29 protein-coding genes and 1 pseudogene are annotated in these 26,936 nt (G+C 76.0%); 14 read left to right on the plus strand and 16 right to left on the minus strand.

What is annotated here, in order from left to right:
- Positions 1-2,526: AAA family ATPase (locus tag ACI79V_RS22605; RefSeq protein ID WP_456892928.1), on the plus strand; the 2,526-nt coding region annotated here is incomplete at its 5' end.
- Positions 2,527-2,604: 78 nt separating this feature from the next.
- The gene (locus ACI79V_RS22610) at positions 2,605-2,805 is read left to right on the plus strand and encodes a hypothetical protein (protein ID WP_456892930.1); all 201 of its coding nucleotides are present in this window, start codon (positions 2,605-2,607) and stop codon (positions 2,803-2,805) included.
- Positions 2,806-2,852: 47 nt separating this feature from the next.
- On the opposite strand, the gene ACI79V_RS22615 is transcribed toward ACI79V_RS22610, so the two are convergent.
- A complete protein-coding gene (locus tag ACI79V_RS22615) occupies positions 2,853-3,869 on the minus strand; it encodes an LLM class flavin-dependent oxidoreductase (RefSeq protein WP_456892932.1) in 1,017 nt (338 codons plus the stop codon).
- Positions 3,870-4,042: 173 nt separating this feature from the next.
- Between ACI79V_RS22615 and ACI79V_RS22620 the strand changes: the two genes are divergently transcribed.
- The gene (locus tag ACI79V_RS22620; RefSeq protein WP_456892934.1) at positions 4,043-6,256 is read left to right on the plus strand and encodes a thiamine pyrophosphate-dependent enzyme; all 2,214 of its coding nucleotides are present in this window, start codon (positions 4,043-4,045) and stop codon (positions 6,254-6,256) included.
- A 13-nt stretch (positions 6,257-6,269) separates the two neighbouring features.
- On the opposite strand, the gene ACI79V_RS22625 is transcribed toward ACI79V_RS22620, so the two are convergent.
- The 5 genes from ACI79V_RS22625 to ACI79V_RS22645 all read right to left on the minus strand — a co-directional run bounded on the left by ACI79V_RS22625 (position 6,270) and on the right by ACI79V_RS22645 (position 10,215).
- Positions 6,270-6,911, minus strand: a complete 642-nt coding sequence (locus tag ACI79V_RS22625) for an adenylate kinase (RefSeq protein WP_456892936.1) — start codon at positions 6,909-6,911, stop codon at positions 6,270-6,272.
- Positions 6,908-7,387 carry a universal stress protein gene (locus ACI79V_RS22630; protein WP_456892938.1) on the minus strand — a complete coding sequence of 160 codons (480 nt, stop codon included), beginning with the start codon at positions 7,385-7,387 and terminating at the stop codon, positions 6,908-6,910. The genes ACI79V_RS22625 and ACI79V_RS22630 overlap by 4 nt, the downstream gene beginning before the upstream one ends.
- 1 nt (position 7,388) lies before the next feature.
- Complete coding sequence (locus tag ACI79V_RS22635) at positions 7,389-8,822, minus strand: APC family permease (protein ID WP_456892939.1); 1,434 nt, start codon at positions 8,820-8,822, stop codon at positions 7,389-7,391.
- A 90-nt stretch (positions 8,823-8,912) separates the two neighbouring features.
- Positions 8,913-9,716, minus strand: a complete 804-nt coding sequence (locus ACI79V_RS22640; RefSeq protein ID WP_456892941.1) for a methyltransferase domain-containing protein — start codon at positions 9,714-9,716, stop codon at positions 8,913-8,915.
- An 88-nt stretch (positions 9,717-9,804) separates the two neighbouring features.
- On the minus strand, positions 9,805-10,215 hold the full coding sequence (locus ACI79V_RS22645) for a hypothetical protein (protein WP_456875898.1): 411 nt from the start codon (positions 10,213-10,215) through the stop codon (positions 9,805-9,807).
- Between the two features lie 84 nt (positions 10,216-10,299).
- On the opposite strand from ACI79V_RS22645, the gene ACI79V_RS22650 reads away from it, so the two are divergent.
- On the plus strand, positions 10,300-10,542 hold the full coding sequence (locus ACI79V_RS22650; protein ID WP_456892942.1) for a hypothetical protein: 243 nt from the start codon (positions 10,300-10,302) through the stop codon (positions 10,540-10,542).
- Positions 10,543-10,616: 74 nt separating this feature from the next.
- On the opposite strand, the gene ACI79V_RS22655 is transcribed toward ACI79V_RS22650, so the two are convergent.
- The 3 genes and pseudogenes from ACI79V_RS22655 to ACI79V_RS22665 form a co-directional block, all read right to left on the minus strand.
- Positions 10,617-11,333 carry a DUF2652 domain-containing protein gene (locus ACI79V_RS22655; protein ID WP_456892943.1) on the minus strand — a complete coding sequence of 239 codons (717 nt, stop codon included), beginning with the start codon at positions 11,331-11,333 and terminating at the stop codon, positions 10,617-10,619.
- Between the two features lie 74 nt (positions 11,334-11,407).
- On the minus strand, positions 11,408-12,199 hold the full coding sequence (locus ACI79V_RS22660; protein WP_456892945.1) for a cyclic nucleotide-binding domain-containing protein: 792 nt from the start codon (positions 12,197-12,199) through the stop codon (positions 11,408-11,410).
- 16 nt (positions 12,200-12,215) lie between these two features.
- Positions 12,216-12,563: pseudogene (locus tag ACI79V_RS22665) on the minus strand (PIG-L deacetylase family protein); the annotation flags it as partial.
- Positions 12,564-12,697: 134 nt separating this feature from the next.
- On the opposite strand from ACI79V_RS22665, the gene ACI79V_RS22670 reads away from it, so the two are divergent.
- Positions 12,698-14,386, plus strand: a complete 1,689-nt coding sequence (locus ACI79V_RS22670; protein WP_456892947.1) for an MFS transporter — start codon at positions 12,698-12,700, stop codon at positions 14,384-14,386.
- Positions 14,387-14,503: 117 nt separating this feature from the next.
- Here the strand turns inward: ACI79V_RS22670 and ACI79V_RS22675 are convergent, their stop codons facing one another.
- Positions 14,504-15,259: an SDR family oxidoreductase gene (locus ACI79V_RS22675; RefSeq protein WP_456892949.1), complete on the minus strand. Its 756-nt coding sequence runs from the start codon at positions 15,257-15,259 to the stop codon at positions 14,504-14,506.
- Between the two features lie 175 nt (positions 15,260-15,434).
- On the opposite strand from ACI79V_RS22675, the gene ACI79V_RS22680 reads away from it, so the two are divergent.
- The 5 genes from ACI79V_RS22680 to ACI79V_RS22700 all read left to right on the plus strand — a co-directional run bounded on the left by ACI79V_RS22680 (position 15,435) and on the right by ACI79V_RS22700 (position 20,145).
- Entirely contained in the window at positions 15,435-15,785 is a 351-nt protein-coding gene (locus ACI79V_RS22680; protein ID WP_456892951.1) for a hypothetical protein, read from the plus strand.
- 80 nt (positions 15,786-15,865) lie between these two features.
- Positions 15,866-16,807 (plus strand): NAD(P)H-binding protein, encoded by a 942-nt coding sequence (locus ACI79V_RS22685; RefSeq protein ID WP_456892953.1) that lies wholly within the window; start codon positions 15,866-15,868, stop codon positions 16,805-16,807.
- Positions 16,804-17,571 (plus strand): CPBP family intramembrane glutamic endopeptidase, encoded by a 768-nt coding sequence (locus tag ACI79V_RS22690; protein WP_456892955.1) that lies wholly within the window; start codon positions 16,804-16,806, stop codon positions 17,569-17,571. The genes ACI79V_RS22685 and ACI79V_RS22690 overlap by 4 nt, the downstream gene beginning before the upstream one ends.
- A gap of 94 nt (positions 17,572-17,665) precedes the next feature.
- A complete protein-coding gene (locus ACI79V_RS22695) occupies positions 17,666-18,856 on the plus strand; it encodes a glycosyltransferase (RefSeq protein ID WP_456892956.1) in 1,191 nt (396 codons plus the stop codon).
- 116 nt (positions 18,857-18,972) lie between these two features.
- A complete protein-coding gene (locus tag ACI79V_RS22700) occupies positions 18,973-20,145 on the plus strand; it encodes a hypothetical protein (protein WP_456892958.1) in 1,173 nt (390 codons plus the stop codon).
- A gap of 57 nt (positions 20,146-20,202) precedes the next feature.
- Here the strand turns inward: ACI79V_RS22700 and ACI79V_RS22705 are convergent, their stop codons facing one another.
- The 3 genes from ACI79V_RS22705 to ACI79V_RS22715 form a co-directional block, all read right to left on the minus strand.
- Positions 20,203-20,487 carry a hypothetical protein gene (locus ACI79V_RS22705; RefSeq protein ID WP_456892960.1) on the minus strand — a complete coding sequence of 95 codons (285 nt, stop codon included), beginning with the start codon at positions 20,485-20,487 and terminating at the stop codon, positions 20,203-20,205.
- 159 nt (positions 20,488-20,646) lie between these two features.
- Positions 20,647-21,588, minus strand: a complete 942-nt coding sequence (locus tag ACI79V_RS22710; RefSeq protein WP_456892962.1) for a PAS domain S-box protein — start codon at positions 21,586-21,588, stop codon at positions 20,647-20,649.
- 149 nt (positions 21,589-21,737) lie between these two features.
- The gene (locus tag ACI79V_RS22715; protein WP_456892963.1) at positions 21,738-22,052 is read right to left on the minus strand and encodes a hypothetical protein; all 315 of its coding nucleotides are present in this window, start codon (positions 22,050-22,052) and stop codon (positions 21,738-21,740) included.
- A 274-nt stretch (positions 22,053-22,326) separates the two neighbouring features.
- Here ACI79V_RS22715 and ACI79V_RS22720 point away from each other — a divergent pair, with 274 nt between their 5' ends.
- Positions 22,327-22,566, plus strand: coding sequence for a hypothetical protein (locus ACI79V_RS22720; protein WP_456892965.1), 240 nt, complete (start codon positions 22,327-22,329; stop codon positions 22,564-22,566).
- Between the two features lie 135 nt (positions 22,567-22,701).
- Here the strand turns inward: ACI79V_RS22720 and ACI79V_RS22725 are convergent, their stop codons facing one another.
- Complete coding sequence (locus ACI79V_RS22725; RefSeq protein ID WP_456892967.1) at positions 22,702-22,845, minus strand: hypothetical protein; 144 nt, start codon at positions 22,843-22,845, stop codon at positions 22,702-22,704.
- Positions 22,846-23,069: 224 nt separating this feature from the next.
- Here ACI79V_RS22725 and ACI79V_RS22730 point away from each other — a divergent pair, with 224 nt between their 5' ends.
- Positions 23,070-23,978, plus strand: a complete 909-nt coding sequence (locus tag ACI79V_RS22730) for an NAD-dependent epimerase/dehydratase family protein (RefSeq protein WP_456892969.1) — start codon at positions 23,070-23,072, stop codon at positions 23,976-23,978.
- 23 nt (positions 23,979-24,001) lie between these two features.
- Here the strand turns inward: ACI79V_RS22730 and ACI79V_RS22735 are convergent, their stop codons facing one another.
- Positions 24,002-24,814 (minus strand): MerR family transcriptional regulator, encoded by an 813-nt coding sequence (locus tag ACI79V_RS22735; RefSeq protein WP_456892971.1) that lies wholly within the window; start codon positions 24,812-24,814, stop codon positions 24,002-24,004.
- A 64-nt stretch (positions 24,815-24,878) separates the two neighbouring features.
- Between ACI79V_RS22735 and ACI79V_RS22740 the strand changes: the two genes are divergently transcribed.
- Both ACI79V_RS22740 and ACI79V_RS22745 read left to right on the plus strand, forming a co-directional pair.
- Entirely contained in the window at positions 24,879-25,232 is a 354-nt protein-coding gene (locus ACI79V_RS22740) for a nuclear transport factor 2 family protein (protein WP_456892973.1), read from the plus strand.
- 35 nt (positions 25,233-25,267) lie between these two features.
- Positions 25,268-26,014 (plus strand): alpha/beta fold hydrolase, encoded by a 747-nt coding sequence (locus ACI79V_RS22745; protein ID WP_456892975.1) that lies wholly within the window; start codon positions 25,268-25,270, stop codon positions 26,012-26,014.
- A gap of 45 nt (positions 26,015-26,059) precedes the next feature.
- Here the strand turns inward: ACI79V_RS22745 and ACI79V_RS22750 are convergent, their stop codons facing one another.
- A complete protein-coding gene (locus ACI79V_RS22750) occupies positions 26,060-26,827 on the minus strand; it encodes an alpha/beta hydrolase (RefSeq protein ID WP_456892977.1) in 768 nt (255 codons plus the stop codon).
- Positions 26,828-26,936 lie beyond the last annotated feature (109 nt).

Here is a 26,936-nt window from a genome sequence, read left to right on the forward strand (position 1 = left end):
CGCCCGCCCCCGCCCCACCCCCCCCCCCCGCCCGCGGCCCGCCGCCGGCCGCCCGCGGCGGGGCCGCGGCGGGGCGAGGCGCCGCGGCCGGAACAGGACCCGGCGACCGCCGCCTGGGGGGAGTGGGAACTCCGCGGCCGGCAGGCGGAGCTGACCCGGCTGCGGGACCTGTTCGCCTCCGGGGGCGGTGGAGCCGTGGTGGTGGGGCCGCCGGGGGTGGGGAAGTCGCGCCTGTCCGCGGAGTTCGTCCGCGAGCACGCCGACGCCGGGCACCCCACGCTCCGTCTCTCCGCGACCAGCAGCGGTCGGGAGATCCCGCTCGGCTGCATGGCCCACGTCGTGTCGGCGGCGGGGCACGGCGGGTCGACGAACCTCATCCCGGGAGACCTCGTCCACTCGACGGTGAGCGCCCTCGTCGCGCGGGCTGCCGGAGCCGGACGACTGGTCGTCTCCCTCGACGACGCCCACCTCGCCGACCCCGCCACGATCACCGTGGTCGACCAGGTCGTCCGCGCGTCGAGCGCGTTCCTCCTCGCGACGGAGCGCGCCCAGGAGGCCGATCCGCTGGTCGACCTGTGGAAGGACGGGGTGATCGAGCGGGTGGACCTCCACCCGCTGCCCGACCCCGAGATGGGCCGGCTGCTCGACGCGGCCCTCGGGAGCCCGCTCGCCACGGCCGCGCGCAGCCGCGTCCTCCGGTTGGCCGGTGGGAGCCCGCTGTACCTGCGGGAGCTGCTCAGGGGGGCCCTGGCGTCCGGAGCACTGACCCGCCGGGACGGCGAGTGGTCGCTCGGCGTCGGCTTCCGGCCCTCCGACCGGCTGCTGGACATCGTGGGGGAGCGCCTGCGCGGCCTGGGGCCGGAGGAGTCCGGAGCCCTGGAGGCCGTCGCGATCGCCGAGCCGGTGCCGCTCCCGGTGCTGGACCGCGTCGCGTCGCCGGAGGCCGTCCTGGGTCTCGAGCTGCACGACCTCGTCCGCGTCGACGACGCGGCCGGCGCCGCCGTCGTCCTGCCCGCCCACCCCATCTACGGCGAGGTGATCCGCGCCCGGATGCCCCGGCTCCGGCGGCGGCACGTCTCGGCCCGCCTCGCGCAGGCCTTCACCGGGTCCGCCCTCGCCGAGGGGTACGCCGTCCAGCACGCCGTGCTGTGCCTCGACGGCGGCGTCGCCGTCGACGGGTCCCTCCTGCAGGTGGGCGCACAGCGGGCGCAGGCCGGCGGCGACCACGAGCTCGCGCTCCGGCTGGCACGGGCCGCCCTCGACGCCGGAGCCGGCACCACGGCCGCCCTCGTCGGAGCTGAGTCGGCAGCCGCGCTGGGCCGGCTCGACCTGGTCGAGGACCTCTACCGGCAGGCCGGCGAGCGGGCCGCCTCGGACGAGGACGACGCGGGCATCGTGATCAGCCAGGCCCGCGGCCGGCTCTACGGCAACGACGCCCAGGGGGCCTTCGCCCTCGTCGACGAGGCCCAGCGGCGGCTGTCCGGCACCGAGGCCGGGCGCGCCCTCCGCCTGGCCAGCGCCGAGCTCAAGGGCTTCACCGGGGAGTGGACCGTCGCCCGCGACCTCGCCCTGTCCCTGCGGTCGCCCGACGCGCCGCTCGAGACGGCCTTCGCCGCCGACTGCGTGGCCGCGTTCGCCGCATCCTTCGCCGGGCCGCACCCCGTCGCCGCGGCGGCCGTCCGGCGGGCCTCGGCCGCGCGGGCCGCGATCCCGGCCCCCCGCCCGCTCGCCCTGATGTGGCTGGAACTCGCCCACGAGCAGGTGCGGTCGTTCGGCGGCGAGCCCGACGCCGCCGTGCGGGACTGCATCGACCGGGCAGAGCGCGCCGTGGCGGGTGCCGAGCACCCGGACTGGGCCGGGCTGTGGACCTTCTCCGCCGCGGCCGTCGCCGCGCTCGCCGGGTCGGTCACCCGGACGACGCGGCGGATGGCCGAGGACGCGCTGCCCCTGCTCCGCCGTCGGGACGTGATGAACGTGTACTCGTTCGCCGTCTCCACGGCGGCGCTGACCGCGGCCATGGCCGGTGACGGGGCGGCGGCCGAGCGCCACCTGGACCACTATGACCGCGACCTGCGCGCCGGGGAGCAGAAGAGCACGGTCATGGCCGACCGCGCGCGTGCCTGGCTGCTGGTCCGCTCGTCCGGGCCGGACGCCGCCGCCCGCGAGGCCCTGCGCGTCGCCGCGGAGGTGGCCGAGCACGTGCCGCTGTACACGGCGGTCCTCGCGCACGACGCCGTCCGCTTCGGCCGTCCGGAAGCGGCCCTGCCCCTGCTCCGGGGAGCCGCGGACGCACTCGACGCGCCCCTGGCGACGGCCATGCTCGGCCACGGGCACGCGGCGCTCGGCCGCGATGCCGGACGCCTGCGCGAGGTGGCCCGGGAGTTCGCCCGGCTGAGAGCGCGGCAACTGGCGGCCGAGGCCCTGACGAGCGCCGACCTGCTCGACGGGTCGGCCCGCCACGTCGACGAGGTCGCCGCGCTGACGGCGGACGAGATCGTCGTGGCGCCGGGCGGCAGCCGGAACTGATCCCCCTCGGCGGGCCGGAGCCCCACCCCGGGACGGCGCCTCTGCAGGTCCTCTGCAGCCCCCGGCCAGGCTGTGCGCATGCCTCTCCGCCGTCGCCTCGCCGTCGTCCTGGTCAGCGCCACGGGCGCCGTGGGGCTCGCCGCGGGCCTCGCCGACGCCACCGTGGTGGCTCCTCGCGGGGACGCCGTGTCCGCAGCCTCCGCGGGCACCACCTCGGCGACCGGGGACCCGACGTCCGCGGCCAACAGCAAGGGCACCACCTTCGCGCTGGCCGGCTGACGGCGTCCAGGGTCCGGACACCGGCGGCGCACACCGGGCGGTCGCCGTCACGGCGACCGCAGCGCGGGCAGCACCTCCTCGGCGACCAGGCGGTCGGAGCGCTCGCGCACGCCGGGGTCGATGTCCCGGGACCCGCCCACGACCGTCACGTGGGACAGGCCGAGCCCGATCAGCCCGCGCAGCCGCTCCACGCACTCGTCGGGACCGCCGATGACGCAGAACCGCCGCAGGAACCCACCGGACAGCGTCTCGGCCTGCGTCGCGTGCTCCAGCCCGTGGTGGTAGCTGTCGTAGTGCGCGCTGACATCGGCGACGACGGCGGCGTCGGCCGTCGACAGGGACGAGCGGGCGCCGCGCTGGAAGTGGGCGGAGATGCTCGCGTTGCCGCGCACGAGCTCCTCCAGCGCGTCCTGGTCGGTGCCGACGCCCACCACGACGAACGCACCGACGTCGAGGGTCTGCGGGTCGAGCCCGGCGGCCGCGCGCGCCTCCCGTGCCGTCCGCACCGCCCACGCGACCCGCTCGGGTTCGGCGCCCACGGTCACGGTGACCCGGTCCGCCTGCCGTGCCGCGGCTCCGATGACCTGCGGCCCGGAGCCGAACACGTCCACGGGGACCGCCTCGTCGCCGGCGACCGGCAGCCACGTGATCCGGCTGCCGAACCCGTCGACGTCGACCGTGCCGCCTCGCAGGTAGGTCTGCAGCCGGCCGAGCTGCTGCTCGAAGTCGTGCGCCGACGGCGGCCGGAGCCCCACGAGCTCCAGCGCCGTGTCACCGCGGCCGACCCCGAGGTGCGCCCGTCCCCCGGTGACGTGGTGCAGGGTGGCGAACGTCGACGCCACGACCGCGGGATGGCGGGTGACGAGGTTGGTCACGGCGGTGCCGAGCCTCAGCCGCGACGTGGCCGAGGCGGCCAGGTACAGCGACCCGACGACGTCCATGCTGAGGTTCTGCGTGTCGGTCAGCAGCAGCCCGTCCCAGCCGGCGTCCTCCGCCGCCGCGGCGTGCGCGCGCACGTCGTCGGGCAGCGGGTAGGACCGCAGGTGGAACTCGGGAGCGGGCACGTCGGCTCCCTCCTGCCGACCGCGGGCCGGCCGGGTGCGGCTGCAGATGGCGACCACCCACCGCGAGGATGCCGCCGGGCGGCGCCGGCTGTCGAGGTGGCCAGGGGGCGACTCGGCGGCCGTCCCCGGGGCCGGTGCTGGACCGGGCCGTCCCCGCGGGACAAGGTGTTCCGGTGGAGCAGGTCGACGAACACCTCATCGAGACGGTCAAGGGCCTCGACGGCGCCGCGCGCGGCGGCGACCGGGCGGTGCTGCCCCCGGACGTCCCCGCCGAGGAGGTCCTCCGGCTGTTCGACGCCCAGCTGGGCAGCCGGCACCTGGACCTGGCCGCCCGCTGGCTGCGGGCCCGGGGCGAGGGCTTCTACACGATCGGCTCGTCCGGGCACGAGGGCAACGCGGCCGTGGCGGCCGCGCTGCGCCCGACCGACCCCGCGCTGCTGCACTACCGCTCGGGCGCCTTCTTCCTCGAGCGGGCGGGCCAGGTGGCCGGCGGCTCGGACCCGCTGCGCGACGTCCTCCTCGGCATCGTCGCGGCCGCCGAGGAGCCCATCTCGGGCGGCCGGCACAAGGTCTTCGGCCGCCGCGACCTCGCCGTGCTGCCGCAGACGTCGACGATCGCCTCCCACCTGCCCCGCGCCCTCGGCATGGCGTTCTCGATCGACCGCGTCCGCAAGCTCGGGCTGGAGGGGGAGTACCCGCGCGACGCCGTCACCGTCTGCAGCTTCGGGGACGCCTCGGCGAACCACTCGACGGCCGTGGGCGCGATCAACGCCGCCGTGCAGGTCGGGTTCCGGGGGCTGCCGATGCCGCTGCTGCTCGTCTGCGAGGACAACGGCATCGGCATCAGCGTGCCCACCCCGGACGGCTGGGTGGCGCACGCCTACGGCAGCCGCCCGGGGCTGGAGTACTTCGCCGCCGACGGCGCCGACCTGCTCGACGCCGTCGTCACGGCCCGGCGGGCGGCGGACTGGGTCCGGCGGCACCGCCGGCCGGCGTTCCTCCACCTGCGGACGGTCCGGCTCATGGGGCACGCCGGCACCGACGTCGAGAGCGCCTACCGGCGGGCCGACCAGGTCGCCGCCGACCTGCGCCGCGACCCGCTGCTCGGCACCGCCCGGCTGCTCGTCGACACCGGGCTGCTCACGCCGGCCGAGGTGCTCGACCGCTACGAGGGGATGCGGTCCCGGGTGCTCGACCTCGCCCGGGAGGTCGCCGGCCTGCCCCGGCTGGGGTCGGCCGCGGAGGTGGTGGCGCCGCTCGCGCCCGCCACGACGCAGGAGGTGGCCAGGGTCGCCGCCGAGGCCGCGCCGCCCGAGCGCCGCGCCGCCCTGTTCGGGAGCACGCTGCCCGAGGACGAGCCGCCGATGACGCTGGCGCAGTCGATCAACCGGGCGCTGCTCGACGTCCTGGCACGCCACCCGGGCGCCCTGGTCTTCGGGGAGGACGTCGCGGCCAAGGGCGGCGTCTACGGGGTGACCCGCGGCCTGCTCCGCAAGGCCGGTGCCGCCCGGGTCTTCGACACCCTGCTCGACGAGCAGACCGTGCTCGGGCTCGGCCTCGGCGCCGGCGTCTCCGGCCTGCTGCCGATCCCCGAGATCCAGTACCTGGCCTACCTGCACAACGCCGAGGACCAGCTGCGCGGCGAGGCGGCGACCCTGCAGTTCTTCTCCAACGGGCAGTACCGCAACCCGATGGTCGTCCGGATCGCCGGCTACGGGTACCAGAAGGGCTTCGGCGGTCACTTCCACAACGACGACGCCGTCGGGGTGCTGCGCGACGTCCCGGGCCTGGTCGTCGCCTCGCCGGGGCGGCCCGACGACGCCGCGGCGATGCTGCGCACCTGCGCGGCGGCGGCGGTCGACGGCGCCGTGTGCGTCTTCCTGGAGCCGATCGCGCTCTACCACACCCGTGACCTGCACGCGGAGGGCGACGACGGGTGGACCGCGCCGTACCGCCCGCCGGGGGAGTGGGCCGAGCACCACGTGCCGATAGGCCGGGCGCGCACCCACGGCGACGGGACCGACCTGACGCTGGTCACGTGGGCCAACGGCCTGCACATGAGCCTCCGGGTCGCGGCCCGCCTCGCCGAGGAGGGGATCGGGTGCCGGGTGGTGGACCTGCGCTGGCTGGCGCCGCTGCCCGTGGCCGACGTCGTGCGGGAGGCGGAGGCGACCGGCCGTGTCCTGGTCGTCGACGAGACCCGCCGCTCCGGCGGTGTGTCCGAGGGCGTGCTGGCGGCCCTGGTCGACGCCGGCTTCACCGGCCGGATGGCCCGGGTGACCAGCGCCGACAGCTTCATCCCGCTCGGCGACGCCGCCCTGCACGTGCTGGTCTCCGAGAGCGACGTCGAGCGGGCCGCGCGGGAGCTGGTGCGCCGCGGGGGCTGACCGATCGGGCCCGCTACCCGACCGGGGGCCCTGCCGTTCCCGGCGCACCCCGGCCGAGGGCGGCGAGCACCCGTGCGGCGACCACGGGCACCTCGCCGTCGGCGTCGACCCGCCGCAGGATCCCCTCGGCGGCGTAGAAGTCGACCAGCGGGGCGGTCTGCTCGCGGTAGACCTCCAGCCGGTGCCGCACCGTCTCGGGCCGGTCGTCCTCGCGCGCGACCCAGGCGCCGTCCACGAGCACCCGGCGCGCCGCCATCCGCCGGATCAGCTCGGCGTCGCCGACCTCGAGGTCGACCACGGCGTCCAGGCGCGTGGCCCGGGCCCGCAGCTCCTCGCGCAGCCGCTCGGCCTGGGCCACCGTCCGGGGGAAGCCGTCGAGGAGGTACCCGTGCTCGCAGTCGGGCTCCTCCAGCCGCTCGACGAGCACCGCCGTCGTGACGTCGTCCGGGACGAGGTCACCGACGTTCGCGTACGCCGCCACGGTCCGGCCGAGCTCGGTCCCGGCGGCGACGTGGGCGCGGAACAGCTCCCCGGTCGACACCGCCGGCACGCCGAGCGCCTCGGCGAGCAGCGCGGCCTGGGTGCCCTTGCCGGAGCCGGGTGGCCCGAGCAGCACGATGCGCCGGACGTCGTCCGGTGCCGGTCGCGGGGTCACGCCGGGCCCCGGACGGCCTTCCTCGCCCGGGGGGCGGGGCGGACGACGAGCACCGGACAGGGTGCGTAGTGCTGCACCCGCTGGGCGGTGCTGCCGAGGAGGATCACGTCGCTGAGCCCGCGTCCGCCGGCCGCCATCACGATCAGCCCGGCGTCGTGCTCGGTCGCCGCCTTGATGATCTCCGCGGCGGGCGACCCGCTGCGGATCTGCCTGCCGACCTCCGGTCCCCAGCCGTCGAAGACGGCCGCCACCGCGTCGACGGCACGCTGCGCCGCCTCGCGGAAGCTGCCGGCGCCCTCGCCGACCTCGTGGTGCTCGGCCTCCGAGATCTCGTCGGCGAAGGCCACCGAGGCCAGCGGCCGGAGCACCGCCACGACCGAGATCGTGTCGATCTTCGCGGGGTCGGCGAAGGACGTGAGGTGGCGGGCCGCGGCCAGCGACTGCGGCGACCCGTCGGTGGCGACGACGACGTGCATCTCAGACGTCCTTCCGGACGACGGCCTCGGGATCGCCGCGCCGGGCGCCCGGGGGGCGGTTGCGCGAGCCGACGGTGTACTCGATGAGGAAGAGGACGACGCCGACGGCGATGAGCCCGGCACACCAGATCAGCGACGACGGGTCGTCGTAGACGGCGAACCCGAGGATGGCCAGGTTGCCGAGCAGCCCCAGGATCAACAGGGGCGTGTTGGCCCGGTAGGTGCGCTCGTCCTCGTCCCGCCCGCGCAGCTTGAGGCAGGCCACGATCACGAGGGCGTAGATGGCCAGGAGGAGCACGACCGTGACCAGGGCGAGGGTGTTGACCAGGTCGATGCCGCCGGCACTGACGAAGATGCTGCCGGCGATGAGCAGGGCCCCGACCACCACCGCGCTGAAGAGCAGCCCCACCCAGGGGCTGCGGCGGGTGGCGTGGATCTTCGCGAAGACGCCCGGGACGACGTCCTCCTTGGCCATGCCGTAGAGGATCCGCGGCTGGGTGACGATCGTGACCAGGGTGGTGTTGGTGATCGCGATCAGCGCGATGATCGAGAACAGCGTGGTCATGAAGTCGGTCGAGAAGGGCAGGATGCCCTGCCTGACGACCTCGAGCAGCGCCGCGTCGGACTCGGCGAGCTGGTCGGTGGGCACGGTGAGGGCGGCGGCCATGGACACCAGGACGTAGACGAGGCCGGCCACGACCATCCCGCCGACCAGGGACCGCGGGAAGTTCCGGTGCGGTTCGATCGTCTCCTCGGCGACGTTGGCCGTGTTCTCGAAGCCGGTCATCGCGAAGAAGGAGAAGGCGATGCCGGCGAGGACCGCGAGCGCGGGGTTGCCGGAGACGCTGATGTCGGCGAGGACCCCGAAGTCGGCGTCGCCCTGGGCGATGAACCAGACGCCGATGACCATGATGATGAGCAGGCCGGCGACCTCGACGAAGGTCATCAGCATGTTCATCACCACCGACTCGGTGATGCCGATGAAGTTCACGACCACCAGCGCGAGGACGAACACGAGGGACACGAGCAACGCCGGCGGGCCGTCCCAGAGCGTGGCGAAGTAGGAGGCGAACCCGGTGGCCAGTGAGCCGGTCGCCGCGAAGCTGGCCGACAGGAACGACACGGTGACCAGGAAGGTCAGCGCCGTGCTGCCGAAGGCCTTCTTGATGTAGAGCGAGGCGCCGGCGGCCTGGGGGTACTTGGTCACCAGCTCGGCGTAGGCGGCGCCGGTGATGGCCGCGACGGTGACGCCGAGGGCGAACGCGATCCAGAACGCCCCGCCGACGGCGGCGGCGACCAGGCCGATCAGGACGTAGATCCCGGAGCCGAGGACGTCACCGAGGGTGTAGAAGAACAGCTGCCCGCCGGTGATGGACCTCCGGAGCCCGGTGTCCTCCTCGTCGACGGTGCTGGCGCTGCCGCTGGTGTGGGCCACGAGGTCCTCGCTTCGTCGGGGGCGAGTTTCCGGCCCGTTCACGGAAGCGTCACCCGGCACCGGTGTCAATTCGAGCTCCCGGGGTTCCGGCTACCCCGCTCGGCGACGGCGGCCGATGCCGACGAAGTAGGGCGCGAACACGGTCGGGCGGACGGGCGCGGCGTCCATCCGCTCGAAGGCCGCCTCCCAGCGGCGGACGTCGTCGGGCCCGGCGAGACCGTCGGCCAGCAGGGCGTCGCGGGCCGCCCACGCCGGCGGGCGCACGCCCGGCGGGAGCGGCGCGATCAGGTACCGGCCCTCGTGCAGCTCGACGTCGAGGCCGGCGCGCTCGAGCAGGCGGGCCAGCTGCAGGCCGACCCGGAGGTCGTTGCCCCGCCGGCGGTGCAGCTCGTCGTAGCGCTCCTCGAGGTCGGCGAGCTCCGGTTCGGTGTCGAGCGCTCGTCTCGCGGTCCCGTCGACGTCGACGAGGTAGACCGCTCCGCCCGGCCGCACCAGGGAGGCGAGGTGGTCGACGATCGCCTGCTCCCGGCCGCCGTTGTGCGCCAGCACGTGGCGCATCAGCGCGACGTCCACCGATCCCGGCGCGATCCCGCTGGCGGTGCCGGTGCCCTCCCGCACCTCGACGTTGCCCGCACCGGAGTCGGCGACCACCCGCCGCGCGGCCGCGCGCGCCGACGCGTCGGGCTCCACGCCGACCACGCGACCCTCCGGGCCCACGACCCGCGCGATGACGACGGCGACCGCCGCGGGACCGCAGCCGACGTCGGCGACCGTCGCGCCGGGCACGATGCCGGCGGCGCGCCAGTGGGGGGCCTCCTCGCTGCGGGCCCGGTCGGCCATCATCCGGTAGCGCCGGACCTCCTCGGCGGTGATCTCGAGCGCGTAACCGGTCACGTCGCCTCCCTGGGTCCCGCCCGGCATGGTCCCGTCCGGCATGGTCCCGCCGGGCCGGTGACGGAGTCCACCTCCCCGGAGCGCGTCCTCAGACGCCGCGCCGGGACCTCATCAGGTGGAGCAGCGCCCGTGCGTAGGCCTCGGCCGGGTCTCGACCCTCGTGTCCGCTCGTCGCGCCGTCGACCCGGAGGGTGACCCGGTAGCCGTCGCCGGTCGGCGCCAGCCCGGCGAACGCGTCGCCGAGCAGCTCACGGAGCTGGTGCTCGGCGGGCACCCACAGCGTCTCGGACTGCTCGACCGCGTCGAGCGCCCACTCGGTGGTGCCGTTGAAGCCGATCACCGGCCCGGTGGGGAACCGGTGGACCTCGATGGTCATGTCCGAGAGCACGAAGACGTCGGCGTCCATGTCCCGGTCGGGGATGACGAAGCTGTCGCCGCGCGCGGGGGTCCACTGGAGCCCCGCGTCCTGCAGGGCGCGCGCCAGAGCAACGGAGAGCACACCACCATCGTGCGATCCGGCCCGCCCGGCCGCCCGATCGGCGGTGCGGTGTGTGACAGTGCTCCGCTCGACGGGAGGAGTGGCATGCGGGCGCGGACGGTGTGGGGCGTCGTGGGGATCGGAACGGGACTGGCGGTCTCGATCGGCGGCCTGGTGCTGGCGATCGTGGACCCCGGACGCGCCCTGCTCGGCGGCATCGGCTTCGGGGTCGGGATCCTGCCGTTCGTGGCCGGGCTGTTCCTGGTCCGGCACGCCCTGCCCGAGGCGGGGAACGGCGGCGGGCGGCCGTGGGACACCTCGGGCAGCTTCTGGGACCTCTTCCGGTAGGTGCCCGGTCGCCGGCCGACGGGTGCGCCTGCGGACGACGGCGGTGGACCGCTCGACCGGCCGTGCCGGAGGCGTCAGCCGGCTGCGGCGAGCGTCCGGACGCGCCGGCGGGGGAGGACGTGCGGGAGGCCCCGGCCGACCATGCCCAGCGTGCTGCCGAGGCGGCGGGGCCAGGAGGGGTCCGGCAGCGCCGGCGGCGCGGCCATGTCGGTGACGTCCACGAAGAACGTCCGCACCGGACCGATGCCCTCGAGGTCCTGGGGGATCTCCCGCATCGCCAGGCCCGTGGCGGCGGTGCCGCCGCCACGGTGGAGGTCGTCGGAGACGAGGAGGTACTCCGGGACGTCGACGGCGTTCTTGAGCAGCCGGTGCACGTAGATCACGTCCACGCCGACGAGCTTCGTCCGGCGCCTGATCGTCTGGGTGGCGACCTCCCCGACGTGTGCCACGAACTTCAGCGTCAGGCCGTTGGTCTGCGTGCAACTGCCGCAGGGGCACATGTTCAGCTCGACGTACCGGCGCTCCCGGTGGAAGGCCTGGTGCATGGCGACGACGGCGCGGGTGACGGCGGACAGCGCAGCGGGGCCGTCCACCCCCTCGGCGTCCCGGGAGAGGAACGCCGCGTCGCCCTCGATCTCGATCAGGTCGAAGTCCCGCGCCGCACCGACGACCCTGTCGAGCATGCGCTGGGTGGCCGCCTCCGCGTGCCCGAGGATGCTCCGGTGGAACTGCATGTACTGCGTGTAGCCGCCGATGTCGGCGATCAGGAGCAGTGCACGCCGGGTCGTCATGCCGGACCCTAGCGCCTGGCAGGTCGCCGGCGGCAGTCCTCGCCGGGCGCCCGGCGGCGTCCGGCGAGGCGGACCTAGTCGTCGAAGAGCGAGGTCCTCAGCTGCCGCTCCGGCAGCACCTGGATGAAGTACTCGGCGCCGAACATCTCCCGGAGGATCGACTCGGGGAACATCGTCGGGTCGATGGGGTACTGGGAGCGGTGGGCGGCGGTGGCCCGGACCTTGTGGCCGACGAAGTCCGAGACGTCGATGCGCGTGCTCACCCGGGGGTCGACCCGGTCGCCCGAGGGGAGCGACCTGCTCCGGAGAAGGGCCTGCTCGTCCGGTCCGCCGAGCGAGGCGGGGTCCGAGGCCAGGAAGGTCAGGCTCGTGACGTCGTCGAGGGCGACCACGTGTGCGTTGCGCGGCCGGCCGGTGGCGATGCCCTGCTCACCGAGGAACTCGCCGGGGCCCGACCGGTCGACCACCCGGACGGTGCCGTCCTCGCCCTCGCGGCGGATCTCGACGTGCCCTGACAGGAGGAAGTGCATCACCGTCGCGGCCTCGCCCTGCTCGATGAGGTAGGAGCCGGCGGGGAACCACTCGACGTTGACGAAGTCGGCCGCGTAACCAAGCGCACTCGTCTCGCGCGAGAAGACCGAGAGGGCGCGGACGAAGTCCCGCGTGCCCTTGAAGCGGGTCGTCAGCTCGACGACCCAGGTGGCCAGCCGGTCGCGCAGCAGCATCCCGCTGCGGGGCAGGTGGCAGTGGAAGAGCCGGACCGGCGCCGCGGCCTGCCGCTCCTGGCAGGCCGCGGTGACGGCAGCCCCGACGGCGACGTGGTCCGGGTGTCCGGAGAACCCGTCCGGGCCGAAGGTGACCACCACCTCGGGGTCGAACTCCCCGAGCAGGGTCCGACGCGAGGTCGGTCAGGGTCCGACGGTCGACGGCGCCGAGGCCGCCGTCGGGGTGGTCGAGGCACCTCGTCCCGGCGAGCCCGAGCTCCTCCCCGGCCGCGGCGAGCTCCCGCTCGCGGACCGCGCGCAGGGTGGCGCGGGTGGCCACGTCGGCGTCCCGGATCTGGCCGGCACCGCCCCGGGTCAGGGAGACCACACGGACGTCGGCACCGGCACTCGCGTACTTCGCGAAGGTGCCGCCGGCGCAGACGGTCTCGTCGTCGGGGTGGGCGAAGACGCCCAGCACGCGCGGACGCCGCCCACCGAGACCTGGGGTCGAGGGGTCGTCCGCCACCGGTCACCGTCGACTTCGCTGCTCGTGGGCTGGACCGGGACCGGGGCCCGGCCGGCTGGTCGAGGGTGCACCGTACCGCCCCTGGGCTGCGGGGAGTCCCCTCGGGACGCCGCTGCGCTGCTAGCGTGCGCGCCGTGGCGGGTGCCTACCGCGAGGCGTGGGCCACGGTGGCGGGCAACCGCAACCTCCGGCTGGCTCAGTTGTCGTCGGTGTCGGCGTGGACGGGCGAGTTCCTCCTCCTCACGGCGATGACGGTGTACGCGTTCGACACCGACGGGGCGGTGGGCGTCGGCGTCATCGGGTTCCTGCGGGTGCTGCCCACGACGGTCGCGCTCCCGTGGTTGGGCGCGCTGGCCGACCGGGTCGACCGCCGCCGGCTGCTCGTGGTGACGTGCACCCTCAGGGCGGTGACCGCGGCAGGGGCCGGGTCAGCTGCCGCGGCCGGGCAGCCGCTGCTCGTGTACGCGCTGCTGACGGTCTCGACGGTGTGCCATGCCGGCTACCGGCCGGTGCTCGGCGCCCTGTTCCCCACGCTGTGCACCACGCCGGAGGAGCTGGCGGGTGTGAACGCGGTCCGCTCCATCCTGGACGGCGTGGCGGCGCTGGTCGGCCCGCTGGCCGCTGCCGTCCTGCTCGCGGAGTGGAGCGCGGCCGCCGCGTTCGGTGTGGTGGCCCTGCTCGCCGCCGTCGCCGGTCTGCTGGCCGCTGCGCTGCGCTACGAGTCCCCGCGCCCGGCGGCCAGCGGGCGGGCCGGGCGCCCCGGCGTGCTCGCCGACGTCGCCGACGGTCTCCGCGAACTGCGCCGGCGCCCCCGGGCGGCGGACGTGATCCTCCTCGGCGGCGTGCAGTGCCTCGTCCGCGGCACCCTGACGGTGCTCGCGGTCGTGGCGGCGGTCGACCTCACCGACCTCGGCCGGCCGGGGGTCGGGCTGCTGTGGGCGGCGTTCGGGGTGGGCGGCCTGGTGGCGGCGATGGCGTCGATCGGTGCCGCGGGGAGCGCCCGGCTGGGCACGCTCTTCGGCGCGGGGATCACGCTGTGGGGGCTGCCGCTGGTCCTGGTCGGCCTGCTGACCGGCAGCTACGCGGCGGTCGGCGCGTTCCTCGTCGTCGGCGCCGCCAACGCGCTCGTCGACGTCACCGGGTTCACCCTGCTGCAGCGGCTGGTGCCCGACGAGACGCTTGCACGGGTGCTCGCGCTGACCGAGGCGGTGTTCTCCCTCGCGCTGGCGCTCGGGTCGCTGGCGGTCCCGGTCCTGGCCTCCTGGCTCGGTGGCGCCTGGGCGCTCGTCGTCGTCGGCTGCCTCCTGCCGCTGGCGGTCGCGGCGCGCTGGGCCGGACTGCGGGCGACCGACGCGGACATCGGGGTGCGGAAGGACCGGATCGTCCTCCTCCGCCGCGTCGACATGCTCCGCCTGCTGCCCGTCCCGGCGATCGAGGGGCTGGCCCAGCGCCTGCGCCGGACGTCGGTCCGGACGGGCACCGACGTCTTCCGGGAGGGTGACCCGGGCGACGACTTCTACGTCGTCGAGTCCGGCTCGGTGGCGGTGGTCCACGACGGACACGAGGTGCGCCGGCTCGGTCCCGGCGACGCGTTCGGCGAGATCGCGCTGCTGCGCGCGGTCCCGCGGACGGCGACCGTGCGCGCGCTGGAGGACACCGAGCTGGCCGCCCTCAGCGGTCCGGACTTCGTCGCGGCGGTCACCGGGTTCTCGGCCACCTCCTCGACGGCCGACCGACTGGTCAGCGGCTACCTCGCCGACGACCTGCAGCGTCGCGCGACGGGACCCGAGGCCGGCCGGGACGGGAGTCCGGGTCTCCGCTAGCTCTCCCCCTCGAGGTCGATGGGTCTCGCGCAGGCGTGCGTGAGCGGACCCGGCACCACGGTGTCCGGCCGCGGCGGCAGCGTGGTGGTCGGTCCGGCGGTGGGGCCCGGTCGAGGGTCAGCCCCCGCTGTTCACCAGGGAGAACAGCTGCCGCGGAGCCAGCCGGGCCCCGAGCCGGGACAGGCGGCCGAGCCCGATGGCGATCTCGTCCCGGCCGGCGTCCAGGCCCCGCACGGCCTTGTCCAGGAAGGCGTCGAGGGGCATGGCCATGGGCGGCGTCGACGGCAGGTCGCGGTGCAGCGGCGTGTCGACGACCGGCGCGATGATCTCGACGACCTGCACCGTCGAGCCGGCCAGTTGCCGGCGCAGGCTCACCGTGAAGGAGTGCACCGCGGCCTTCGTCGCCGAGTAGACGGGGGCTTTGGCCAGCGGCACGAAGCCGAGGCCCGAGCCGACGTTGACCACGCGCGACCGCCGGGCCCGACGGAGCAGGGGGAGCGCGGCGGCGGTGACGTTGACCAGCCCGGTGAGGTTCGTCGCGATCTCGGGTGCGACGTCCGCTGGCCCGGGAGGCTCGACGGCGGAGAAGTCGAGCACCCGCTGGATCCCCGCGTTGTTGACGAGGGTGGTCAGGACCGGGGTGTGCGCCGCCACCTCCGCCATCCCGCGGGTGACCGACTCCGGGTCGGCGACGTCCACGACCACCGCGGACGCGGCGGGGTGCGCAGCGGCGGCTGCCTCCAGCCGGTCCCGGTCGCGGCCCACCAGCACGACGCGGGCGCCGCGCGCGAGAAAGCGCGCGGCGAGGCCGGCCCCGATGCCCGAGGTTGCTCCGGTGACGAGGACGGCCTCGTCGGTCACGCGCTGCGCCACGGCTCGGCCTCTCCGGGTGGGTGGGCGCCCGGCGAGGACCCGGTGGAGGTGGCGGACGTCCAGCCTGCGGTGACCGGGCCACGCCGAGGCGGTCGACGACCAGGGTAGGTCGGGAGCCGGCGCGGGCGGCGGGCCGGCGGACGGTCCTCGAGCCGGCGTGGTGTGCGGATGGCGCATGGCCGACCTCCTGCGGGTCACGGTCCAGGACCGGGTGGGGTGGATCGAGTACGACCGGCCGCCGGTCGACGCCTGCCACTGGGCCGGCCACGGGCGCTGCGCTTCCTCTACGACGGGACCCTGCTCGGCGCCGAGGAGGCGCACGCCATCGGTCTCGTCGGGGCTGGCCCGGAAGCCGGCGCGGGCGCTGGCGGCGATCCGGCGCAGCGTCACCGGGGGCGTCGACCTGCCCTTCGACGAGGGCCTGGCCATCGAGCGCGAGGAGGCGGTGGCGCTCGGCGCGGCGCGGGACTCCCGCGAGGAAGTGGACGCCTTCCTCGGCAGGCGGCCACCGTCCTGGTCGGACTGACCTGGAGCCGGTCCCCGGGCCACGGCCGGATGGTGCGCGACCGGGTCGCGCGCGTCGCCCGTCCGCGTCAGGCTGGGGCGGTGCGAGTGCTGGTCACCGGTGCATCGGGGTTCGTGGGCGGCCGGCTGGCCACCGCGCTGGACGAGCAGGGCCACGAGGTCCGGGCCATGACCCGCCGACCCGGGGGCTACGAGGGAGCCGGCACGCCGGTCGCGGGGGACGTCGGGGACGAGGCGTCGCTGCGGGAGGCGCTCGAGGGCGCGGAGGCCGCCTACTACCTCGTGCACTCCCTGGCCGACGCGGACTTCGAGCGCAAGGACGCCGACGCGGCGCGGGCCTTCGCGCGTGCCGCCGCGTCGGCCGGCGTCGGCCGGATCGTCTACCTCGGGGGCCTGGGCCGGGACGGCGACCGGTTGTCCCCGCACCTGCGCAGCCGCCGGGAGGTGGAGCGGCTCCTGGCCGGCAGCGGGGTGCCGGTGACCGTGCTGCGCGCGGGCATCGTGGTCGGCCACGGCGGGGTGTCGTGGGAGATCACCCGCCAGCTCGTGGCCCACCTGCCCGCGATGGTCACCCCCCGGTGGGTCGGCACGCGGACCCAGCCGATCGCGGTCGCCGACGTCGTCCGGTACCTGGTCGGCGTCCTCGACGCGCCGCAGGCCGCCGGGCGGGTGTTCGAGGTCGGGGGCCCGGAGGTGCTCACCTACCTGCAGATGCTCACCCGGGTCGCCGACATCCAGAACCGGCACCTGTTCGTCGTGCCCGTCCCGCTGCTCAGCCCGCGGCTGTCCTCGCGCTGGCTGTCCCTGGTCACCGACGTCGACGTGGCCACCGGTCGCTCGCTCATCGACTCGATGACCAACGAGGTGGTCGTCACCGACCCCGCCATCCGCTCGGTCGTCCCCTTCGAGCCGGTGGACTACGACGAGATGGTGCTCACCGCCCTGGTCGAGCGGGCGCGGGAACGCCGGCGGCGGATCGGGGAGCGGCGGGGCGGGTGGCTCAGCCGCGGAGCGCGGCGGTGACCCGCCGCCGCGCCCTCGCGGCGCTGGAGGCCCGGGTCCGGCGGGCAGCCGGGCCGCTGCTGCGGAGCGTGCCGCGGGACCACTGGGAGAGCGACGAGGCCTTCCGGCGGCGCCGGCGGGTCACCGGCACCGTCGCGGTGGCGGGCGCCTCGCTGCTGGGGGTGTCGCTGTCGACCCCGCCGGGCTCGCCGCGGTTCTACGGGCTGACCCTCGGCGTCGCCGGCACCTGGGTCGCCGGGGGGCTGGCGTCCGGGCCGCTGCACCTGGGACGGATGTTCGGGCCCGGCGACCGGCTGCAGCGGCCGCTGCTCACGCCGGTCGTCTCGGGGGCCGGCGCCTTCGGGGCCTTCTACGCCGCCGCGCTGGTCGCCCGGCGGATCCCGGTCCTGGCGCGGGCGATCGGCTCGGTGCTCCGGTACGCCGACCAGGGGTCGGCCCCCCTCGTGCTCACCACCACGCTGGCGAACGGCGTGGCGGAGGAGGTGTTCTTCCGCGGCGCGCTCTACGCGGCGGCGGGGGCCCGGCGGCCCGTGCTCGTCTCGACCGCGGTGTACGGCCTGGCCACCACCGCCACCCGCAACCCGGCGCTCGTGCTGGCCAGCGTGCCGATGGGCCTGCTCTTCGCCCAGCAGCGCCGGATCACCGGGGGGATCCAGGCGTCGGTGCTCACGCACGTGGTGTGGTCGACCCTGATGCTGCGCTATCTGCCGCCGCTGTTCGCCGACCGCCTGGCGGAGGAGGAGCGGGCGACCCCGGCCCGGTGACGGGAGCCCGGACCGCGACCCCTGGCCGCGGTCACCGCCGGCGAGGAAGCTGACCGGGACCCCGACGGGGCGCGGAGTGGGGGCCGGGATGCGGATGATGCTGGTGACGGCCGGCAGCCGGGGGGACGTCGAGCCCTTCCTCGCGCTGGCGCGGCGGGCGCGGGACGACGGCCACGACGTCCGGCTGGGCGTGACGCGCGACTTCGTCGACGCGGCCGAGGGCGCCGGCGTCGACGTCGTCCCTCTCGACGCGGACTTCACGGCTCTGGTCGCGCAACAGGGTGTGTCGGCGTGGGCGGCGCTGCGGTCCTACCGCTCCGTGGTCCGCCCCCTGATGGCCGCCATGCTGCGGTCCGCGGCCGAGGCCGCGGTGGCGTTCCGCCCCGACGTGGTCGTCCACCACCCCAAGGTGCTCTCCGCGCCGATCGCCGCGGCGCACCTGGGGATCCCGCACGTGCTGGTGGAGATCGTCCCGACGCTGACACCGACCCGCGAGTTCCCCGCCGCCGGGGTCACGACGGTGGACCTGGGGCGGTTCAACCGGCTGACCTACCGGGCCGCGGCCGGCGCCTCCCGGCCGTTCGCGGGGACCCTGCGGGAGATCCGGGCCCGGCTCGGGGTGCCCGTGCGCGGTCGGCTCCCGGCTCCCTCGCTGACCCTCGTGCCGGTCAGCGGCGTCCTCCTGCCCCGCCCCTCCGACTGGCCGGACACCACCCGGATCACGGGGCCCTGGCACCGCCCACCGGCGGACCAGCCGCTCGACGCCGAGCTCGACGCCTTCCTCGAGGCCGGCGACGTCGTCTACGCCGGGTTCGGGTCCATGGCCACCGGCGACCCCGTCGCCCGCGGCCGGGCCGTCGTCAGCGCGGTCCGCGCGACCGGGCGCCGGGTCCTCGTGGCCGAGGGCTGGGGAGGCCTGCGGATCCCCGCGGACCTGGCCGGCGACGGCGTCCTCGTCCGCGCCGGCGTGCCCCACGCGGCGGTGCTGCCCCGCTGCAGCGTCGCCGTGCACCACGGCGGCGCGGGTACGGCGCACGCCGCCGTGCGGGCGGGGGTGGTCTCGGTGACGGTGCCGTTCATCGCCGACCAGCCCTTCTGGGGCGCACTGCTCCACCGGCGCGGCCTCGGCGCGGCACCCGTGGCCGCGCGGCGGCTCACCGCCGACCGCCTCGGTGCGGCACTGGCCACCCTGCCCGGACCCGGCGCCGCGGCGGACGCCGCGCGTGCCATGGCCGGGGAGGACGGCTGCCGGACCGCGCTGGAGCTCCTCGGTCGCCTGTCCTGACCAGCGGCGCTGCTCCACCGTGACGCCGCGGTGACGCCGGATCACCAGGGTCGTGTCCCGTACCGGCCGTCGTCCCCCGCGTGTCGGGGACCGCCGACGGCACGCGTCCGAGGGAGGTGACCACGCTGGAACCCACGGCCACGCCCGATCCGCGAGCGGGACTGCTCTCGATGATCGAGGCGAGACGGGCGAGCACCGAGGCGTACGTCCGGGAGAAGACGCCGGTGAGCAACCGGCTGTCGACGATCAACATCGTGAGCAGTGCGGTCGTGGCCGCGCTCACCGCGGGCCCGGCGCTGGGCGGGACCGGCTTCGCGGAGACCGTCCAGCGGGGGCTGTCCCTCGACACGTCGGCGGTCGTCTGGGGCGTGCTGTGCCTGGGCGCCCTCGTGGTCTCCGTGACGGCGGCGGTCTCGGCGAACCTGGAGAAGAGCAGCGACCTGCAGGCCCGCATCGGCGCCGCTCAGGCCGCGGCGGCGATGCTGGCCGGGCTGCAGGCACGTCTGCAGTACGGCCGGCTCGCGGTCGAGGAGGCGACCGAGGAGTACCGGGACGTCCTGGCCGGCATCTCCTTCGTCCCCGAGGCGGACGCGGGCGCCGCACCCGGCACCGCGCCGGCGGGGCGTCGCGAGCGACGAGTGGCGTGGCAACTGGGCGTCGTGGTCGTGGCAGCGCTCCTGCTGGGAGTCACCTTCGTCGGGTACGTCCGGGGCGCGGTCGCCACCGCGCCGGGCGGGGACGGCGCCAGCGCCGCGCCGACGGCCTCGGCGGCACCGGCACCCACCGCCGCGCCGACCTCCTCTCCGGAGGGTCCCGCCGCGCAGGGCGTCTTCGGGGGACGGGTGGAGGAGGGGCCCGCCGTCGTGGCCATCCTGGTCGGCGTCGACGAGGTGATCGCCTACGTGTGCGACGGCAGGCAGTTCGAGGCCTGGCTGCAGGGCTCCCTCGCCGACGGCCGCCTGGAGTTGACCGGGCGGGACGGGGCCGTCCTCACCGGCGCGGTCGGGGACGGCGCCGTCTCCGGCCGGCTGCGGACGGCTGCGCTCGACACGCCCTTCACGGCCACGGTGGCCGCCGCGCCCGCCGGGGTGTACGAGGCGCGCATCCAGGTCGACGGCACCGAGGCACGGGTGGGCTGGGCCGTCCTGCCCGACGAGCAGCAGGTCGGGCTCGTCACCGTGGCGCCGGGCACCGACCCCTCTCGCCGTGGCGCGCCGCCGCTGGACCTGACCGACCTGACCTTCGTGTTCGGGGGCACCGAGCACCGGGCGGAGCGCCTGGACGTGTGACCGCCGGACGGCCGCCGGGCCGGGGAGCAGGGGGCGGCCCGGCGTGGCGGAGGTCAGTCAGGCCAGGGAGCGGGTCACGAAGGTCGAGGAGCCGAGCAGCTCGCAGGGGCGGCACCGGGCGTCGGCGTCGACGTCCTCCCAGGGCCGGCGCATCCGCTCGAGCTGCTGCGGCGGGACCGCCTCGCACAAGGAGGCGCCGTCCCCGTCGAGGAGGTGGAGGCTACGGGCCGGGGTCTCCTCCCCGATGGTCCGGGCCACCGGGAAGGGGGTGGGGTGGGGCCCGACCGCGTCGGCGACCTGCCGGTCGACGGGGACGGTCCAGGTCGTGGTGAGGGTCAGCATCGGTCCATCCAGTCAGCACCTACTGGGCGTCGCCGTGGACCGGAGCGACAGGATTCCGCCGGGGACCGGGGCGGAGGGCCGCGGGGCGGCCGGTCACCACGCTAGTCGCCCCGCCCACGCCGGGCCAGGCGGGAGGCGTGCGGCCGGGCGCCCCCGGGCTCAGGGGGACAGCCCGAGGGTGACGACCGCGGTCGCGACGTCCTGCAGGGACGCGTTGTGCGCACGGGCGTGCCTGCGCAGGACCTGGAACGCCTCGTCGACGGAGATCCCGCGCCGTTCCGCCAGCATGCCCTTGGCCTGCTCGATGACCACCCGCGAGGTCAGGGCGGCCTCGAGTTGCCCGTTGAGCTCGGCCAGCCGGTCCTGCACCCTCAGCCGCTCGGTGACGTCGCGGACGTTGCAGATCCGGGCCCGGACCGCGGGGTCGTCGAGCAGGTCGGTCACGACCATCTCGACGTGGCGCCAGGAGCCGTCCGGGCAGCGGAGGCGGCACACCAGCGCAGGTGGCTCCTCGCCCTCGTCCCGGTCGGGCGGCGGAGCCGCGGCCGGCCGGTCGTCGGGGTGCACGAGATCCCACAGGTGCGCGCCGAGGACGCCGTCCTCGGACCAGCCGAACAGCCGGGTGAAGGCGGGGCTGGCGTACGAGACGGCGCCGCTGCGGGAGGTGACCAGGACCGCGTCCGACGAGCGGGCCAGCAGTGGGCGCAGCGCGTGGCCCACGTCCGTGGAGACCCCCAGGATCCCGACGAGTCGACCGTCGTCGTCCCGCACCCCGACGTCGGTCACGAGCGCGGAGAAGGTCGAGCCGTCCTTGCGGACGACGGTGAAGCCGCCGGACCAGGGCCTGCCCTCGCGCAGCGACCGCATGATCTCGCCGCCGTGTTCCTGCCCGGCCTCGGGGACCGTCACCTCCGCGATGTCCCTGCCCAGGATCTCCTCGGCGCTCCAGCCGTACAGCTGCTCGGCGGCGGGGTTCCACCGGACGATGCGGCCGTCGAGGTCGGTGGCGATGACCGCGTGCCCGAGGGCGCTCAACAGGCGGTCGGCGTCCGTCCAGTGGCCGGTCCCCGTGCCGGAGGGGGACTCCTGGTCGCGGGCCACACCCTCACCACCCGATCGGATCGGTGGCCGGCTCTCCTCGCCCGGGAGAATCGTGCCGCTGCCGTCCGAAATCGGCAAACCGGCCACCCGGTCCGTGCCGTGACCCCGGGGGCGCCGCCTGTCGCGTCCTGGACGGCGGCCGGCGCGGCTCAGCGGGGCCAGCGCACCTCGATCCGGGTGACCGAGACCTCGATCCACGGCCCGGTGGACCGCGGGGACAGCCCCTCCCGGGCCGCCTGCTCCACCGCGTGCCGTGCCGCCTCGGCGGCCCGGGCGGTGACGGCCGCCGCGATCGCGAGGGCCGACGCGGTGACCAGTGACCCGGCGGTCGTGCCACGGCGCAGGGCCGGGAGCAGGAACCGCACCGCGGCCGGCACCGTGTCCAGCGCCGTCCGGCGCTGCGGCACCCGGCTGCCGTCCCCCCGGTAGACCTCGTCCGGCTCGATGGGGTGCTGGTCGGCCACGGCGCCACTCCCTCCGTCCGTCCGGCCCGGGGTCGGGACACGCACCCGGCCTCGCCGCGCTCGGACGTGCCGATCCTCCCACCGGGGACTCTCCACGACGAGCCATCCGCTGCGTCGACGAGCTGCTGGACCCGGTCGGCGGATGCCCTGACCGGCCGGCGGGCTCAGCGCTGTCCGGGCAGGGCGGGAACGGGGTGCACCGGGCACGTGCCGGTGGACGCGGCCGGTGCCGGCGAGTAGACCGGGGGCCTCACTCGATGGGAGGGAGCGGGACATGACCACTGGGAGCGGCCAGGAGTCCGGACAGGTCACCGGCACCCGGGACAAGGACTACAACCTCATCTGGTTCACCGAGCAGTGCCTGAGCAACGCACTCCGGCTCGAGACCTACATCCAGGACGCCGATCGCGACGGCGACAGCGAGCTCGCCGATCTCTTCCGCAAGGCACAGGCGGAGAGCCGCAAGGGCGCGGAGCAGGGCAAGCAGATGCTCAGGTCCCGGCTCAGCGGCTGATCGGGCCGGTCGGAGAAACGCCCCCCGGAGAGCCGCTCCGGCGTCTCTCCGGGGGGCGCGGTCTCGGGTCGGGAGGACGAGAGCGGCCGGTGCCGGCTGGTGTGGACGCGGCGTGTCCTCCCTCGCGGGGATCGGTCAGGTCTTGGTCCGGCGGGGGTGCATCAGCCGCTCCATCTCCGTGGCGGCCCGCTGCTTCTCCTTGCGTTCGCTGCGCTTGGCCTTGACGGCCTTGCCCGACTTCTTCGTGGCGTGGTTGTCGTGGGGCGACTTGTCGGCCATGGGAGTGCTCCCTCGTCGGCGGTGGGAACAGCTCCTCTCTACAACCGGTCGTCCGGGTGCGCCAGGGGGTCCGTCGCGTCCGCTCGGCCGGGGGCGGCCTCCGGCCCGGACACCGTGCGCGGCGTGGCTCCCCGTCCGGTCGACCCGGCGCGAGCAGTCCTCGACGCGGCCACGACGTGCCCGGCGACGCGCGCCGTCACGGGCTCGCTGACAGGGTGGGCGGCATGGCCGCTGCATCTCCCGTCGTCGTGGTGACCGGTGCGAACGGGCTGGTGGGCACCGCGGTGTGCCGGGCGCTGGTCGAGCGGTCGGCGCAGGTGCGCGCCGTGGTCCGCCGCGCCGGCAGCGCGCCCGCGCTCGGCGGGGTCGCCGAGCACGTCGGCGACCCCGCCGACGAGTCCCTCGCCCGCGCGGTGACCCGGGGGGCCGACGCGGTCGTCACGACGGTCCACCCGATGGGCTCGCCGCGGGAGGTCCAGCACCGGGTGGGCGTCGAGGGCACGTCGGTCCTCGCCCGCGCGGCCCGCGACGCCGGCGTCGCCCGGCTGGTGCACGTGTCCACGGCCGGGGTCTACGACCGCTCGGCCGGCGTCGGGGACGTCGCCGAGGACGGTCGCCTCCTGCCCGAGGGCAGTGGCGACTACCCCGACACCAAGAACGCCGCCGACGCCGCGCTGGTACAGGTCGGCGGGCTCACGACCGTGCTGGTCCGCCCGCCGGCGATCCTGGGCGCCGGCGACACCTCGGTCTGGAACACGCTGCGACCGCAGGCGATCCGGGACGGCGACCGCCGGGCCAACCCGGCGCAGACCTGGCCCTGGGTGCACGTCGAGGACCTGGCGGCCTTCGTCGCGGACGTCGCCACGGGCGCCGTCGCCACGTCCGACGACCCGGAGCGGGGCCCCGTGCCCGGCGGCACGACCCCGGTCATCGTCGCCGGCGAGCCCGCGACGTGGCGGGACTACCTCGGCACGGTGACCGGTGCGCTGGGCGTCGCCCCCGAGTGGACCGACGAGCCGGTGTGGACCGGGCAGCTGCGCACCGACCGCGCGCGCCGGTGGGGCTGGGTGCCCCGGGTCGGCCTCGCGCAGGCCCTGGACGAGCTGCGGCGGGGTCTGACGCCGCAGGCGTGACGGACCCCCGGCGCCCGGGACCGTCAGCGCGGGGCCACCCGGAAGACCGGCCAGCCGATCTCGGTCCGCCAGGCCGACGGGTCGGGGGCGTCGCGCGGGCCGGCCAGGTAGGTCTCCCGCACCGGTCCGGCCACCGCGAGCGCGTTGGCCAGCACCCAGGCACCCAGTTCGCCGTAGGTGACGTCGATGTCGTCGTGCTCGCCGACGTGGGTGGTGACGGCCAGCTCGACGGCCGGCAGGGTCACCGGGTGCACGCGGCCGCTGCGCGGGGGCCGCGCCGTCGGCCGGTACACGAGCACGTGCCCGCGGCCGGCCTCGAACAGCGCGTTGTCGTACAGCCCTCCGGGGGCGCCGGTCGGCTCGCCGACCACCGCGTCCAGCTCGGCCATGGCGCCGGCGTACCAGCCGAGGACCTGGTCGTGCGCCACGTCGTCCTCGACCGCGGCCACGGTCGAGGCGGGCACCGCGCGCACCTCCACCTCGAGCGGGGCCGGCTCCGGTCGCAGCAGCCGGCGCAGCGACGCCACCGCGGCCCGGGTGCGGTCCAGTTCGGTCTCGAGCCGCTGCAGGTGGTCGGAGACCAGGGCGGCACGGGTGCCCGGGTCGGGGGAGCGCAGGATGCGCTGCACGTCGGACAGGGGGACGTCGAGCTCGCGCAGCCGGTGGATGACCTGGGCGGTCGGGATCTGGCCCGCGCTGTAGTAGCGGTAGCCGGTCGCCTCGTCCACGGTCGCCGGCTCGAGCAGGCCCGCGTCGTGGTAGCGGCGCAGGGTGCGCACGCTGAGGTGGGTCAGCCGGGAGAACTCGCCGATCGCCAGCACCGGAGCACTCTGCACCCTCTCCCCGGGGGAGGGTCCACCCCCTTGACCCTCCCGCCCCGGGAGGCCGCACCGTCGGGGTATGACCACACCGACCAGCATCCGGCCGGACCAGCTCCCGGCTCCGATCCGCGAGTACCTGGCCGCGCACGCGGCCCGCGACGCGGACGCCGCACTGCGCGCCTTCACGCCCACCGCCGTGGTCGTCGACGACGGCACGACCTACCGGGGGACCGACGAGGTCCGGCGCTTCCTGTCCCGGGCCGGAGCCCGGTTCAGCTACACCACCGAGCTCGTCGGTGCCCAGCGCGTCGACGCCACGCACTGGGTCGTCACCAACCGGCTGGAGGGCGACTTCCCCGGCGGCGTCGTCGAGCTCGGCTACCGCTTCGCGATGGACGGCGAGCTCATCGCCGAGCTCGTCATCGCCCCGTGAGGCGCTCGTTCCCCACGGACCGGGAGGGAGGACCGATGACCAGCGGCACGCCCGAGGCCCGCACCGGCGCTCCGCCGACGGTGGTGCTCGTGCACGGGGCCTTCGCCGACTCGTCGAGCTGGAACGGCGTGATCGCCGAGCTCCGGCGGGACGGACACCCGGTGATCGGGGTCGCCAACCCGCTCCGCTCGCTGGCCGGCGACGCCGAGTTCCTGCGCGACGTCCTGGACGGCGTGGACGGGCCGATCGTCCTCGCGGGCCACTCCTACGGCGGCAGCGTGATGAGCGAGGCGGCCGAGGGCCACCCGCGGGTGAGGGCGCTGGTGTACGTCGCCAGCTTCCTGCTCGAGGCGGGGGAGAGCACCGGTGAGCTGGCCGGCAGGTACCCGGGCAACGAGCTCGGCCAGGCGCTGCGCCCCGTGCCGGTCCGTGGTCCGGGCGGGCGGCCACGCGACGACCTCTACATCCAGCACGACCGGTTCCGGGAGGTCTTCGCCGCGGACGTGCCGGCGGCCGTCGCCGAGCTGATGGCCGTCACGCAGCGGCCGATCACCGCCGACGCACTGGCGGACGAGGCGACCACGGCGGCCTGGAGGACCATCCCGTCCTGGACCCTCGTCACGCGTCAGGACGTGGCCGTCCCGGCGCAGGCCCAGCGGTTCATGGCCGAGCGGGCGTCGTCGCACACCGTCGAGGTGGACGCCTCCCACGCCGTCACCGTCTCCCGGCCCGACGTCGTCGCGCGGCTGGTCGACGAGGCCGCCCGCGCTACCGCCGCCTGATCCCGGTGGACGCGCGTTCGGGTGCGGGCACGGAACGGATGGACGTCAGCGGCGAGCCGGCTGCGGCGCGCGGTAGCGGGCCAGGAAGTCGCGGAACCCGTCGACCAGGAAGGCGCGCGCCCTCCGGCTGACCGGCGCGGAGCCCGCGACGAGGTCGAAGCCGTGGAAGGCGCCGGGGTAGATCTCGAGGCCGACCGGGACGCCGGCGTCGCGCAGGCGCCGGCACCAGTCGACGACCTCGTCGTGGAACGGCTCGATGTCCCCGACGAAGGTCAGCGTCGGAGGCAGGCCGGCGAGGTCGGTGGCCCGTGCCGGGGCCGCGTAGGCCGGCACGTCGCCGCCGCGCAGCTCGCCGAGGTAGAGGTCCCAGGCGGCGGTGTTGGTCGTGGTGTTCCACACCGGGGTGGAGTTGTCGCGCGAGGAGGCGGTGGGGCGGTCGTCGAGCATCGGGTACAGCGGCATCTGGAAGGCGACGGCGACCTCGCCCCGGTCGCGGGCCGCCAGGGTGACCGCCGCGGTCAGGCCGCCGCCGGCGCTCTCGCCCCCGACGACCAGCTGGTCGTCGGCGACGCCCAGGTCGCCGGCGTGGTCGCGCAGCCACAGCAGGGCGTCGTAGCAGTCGTCCAGCGCCGCGGGGTAGGGCGCGTCGACCGAGAGGCGGTAGTCCGGCAGGACGACGACGGCGTTGCCGGCGGTGACCAGGCGCCTGGCCGTGGCGAGGCTCTGCTCCGGTGTGCCGATGGCGTAGCCGCCGCCGTGGATCCACAGCACCCCGGGCACCTGCCGGCGGGGGACGGCCGGGCGGACGACCACCAGGCGCAGCGGGGAGCCGTCGCGGCGGGGGGGGGGGGGGGGGGGGGGGGGGGGGGGGGGGGGCGGGCGGCGCGCGGGCGCCGCCCGCCGCGCGCGCGGGCGCCGGCGC

The organism is Geodermatophilus sp. SYSU D00700, from assembly GCF_054050255.1.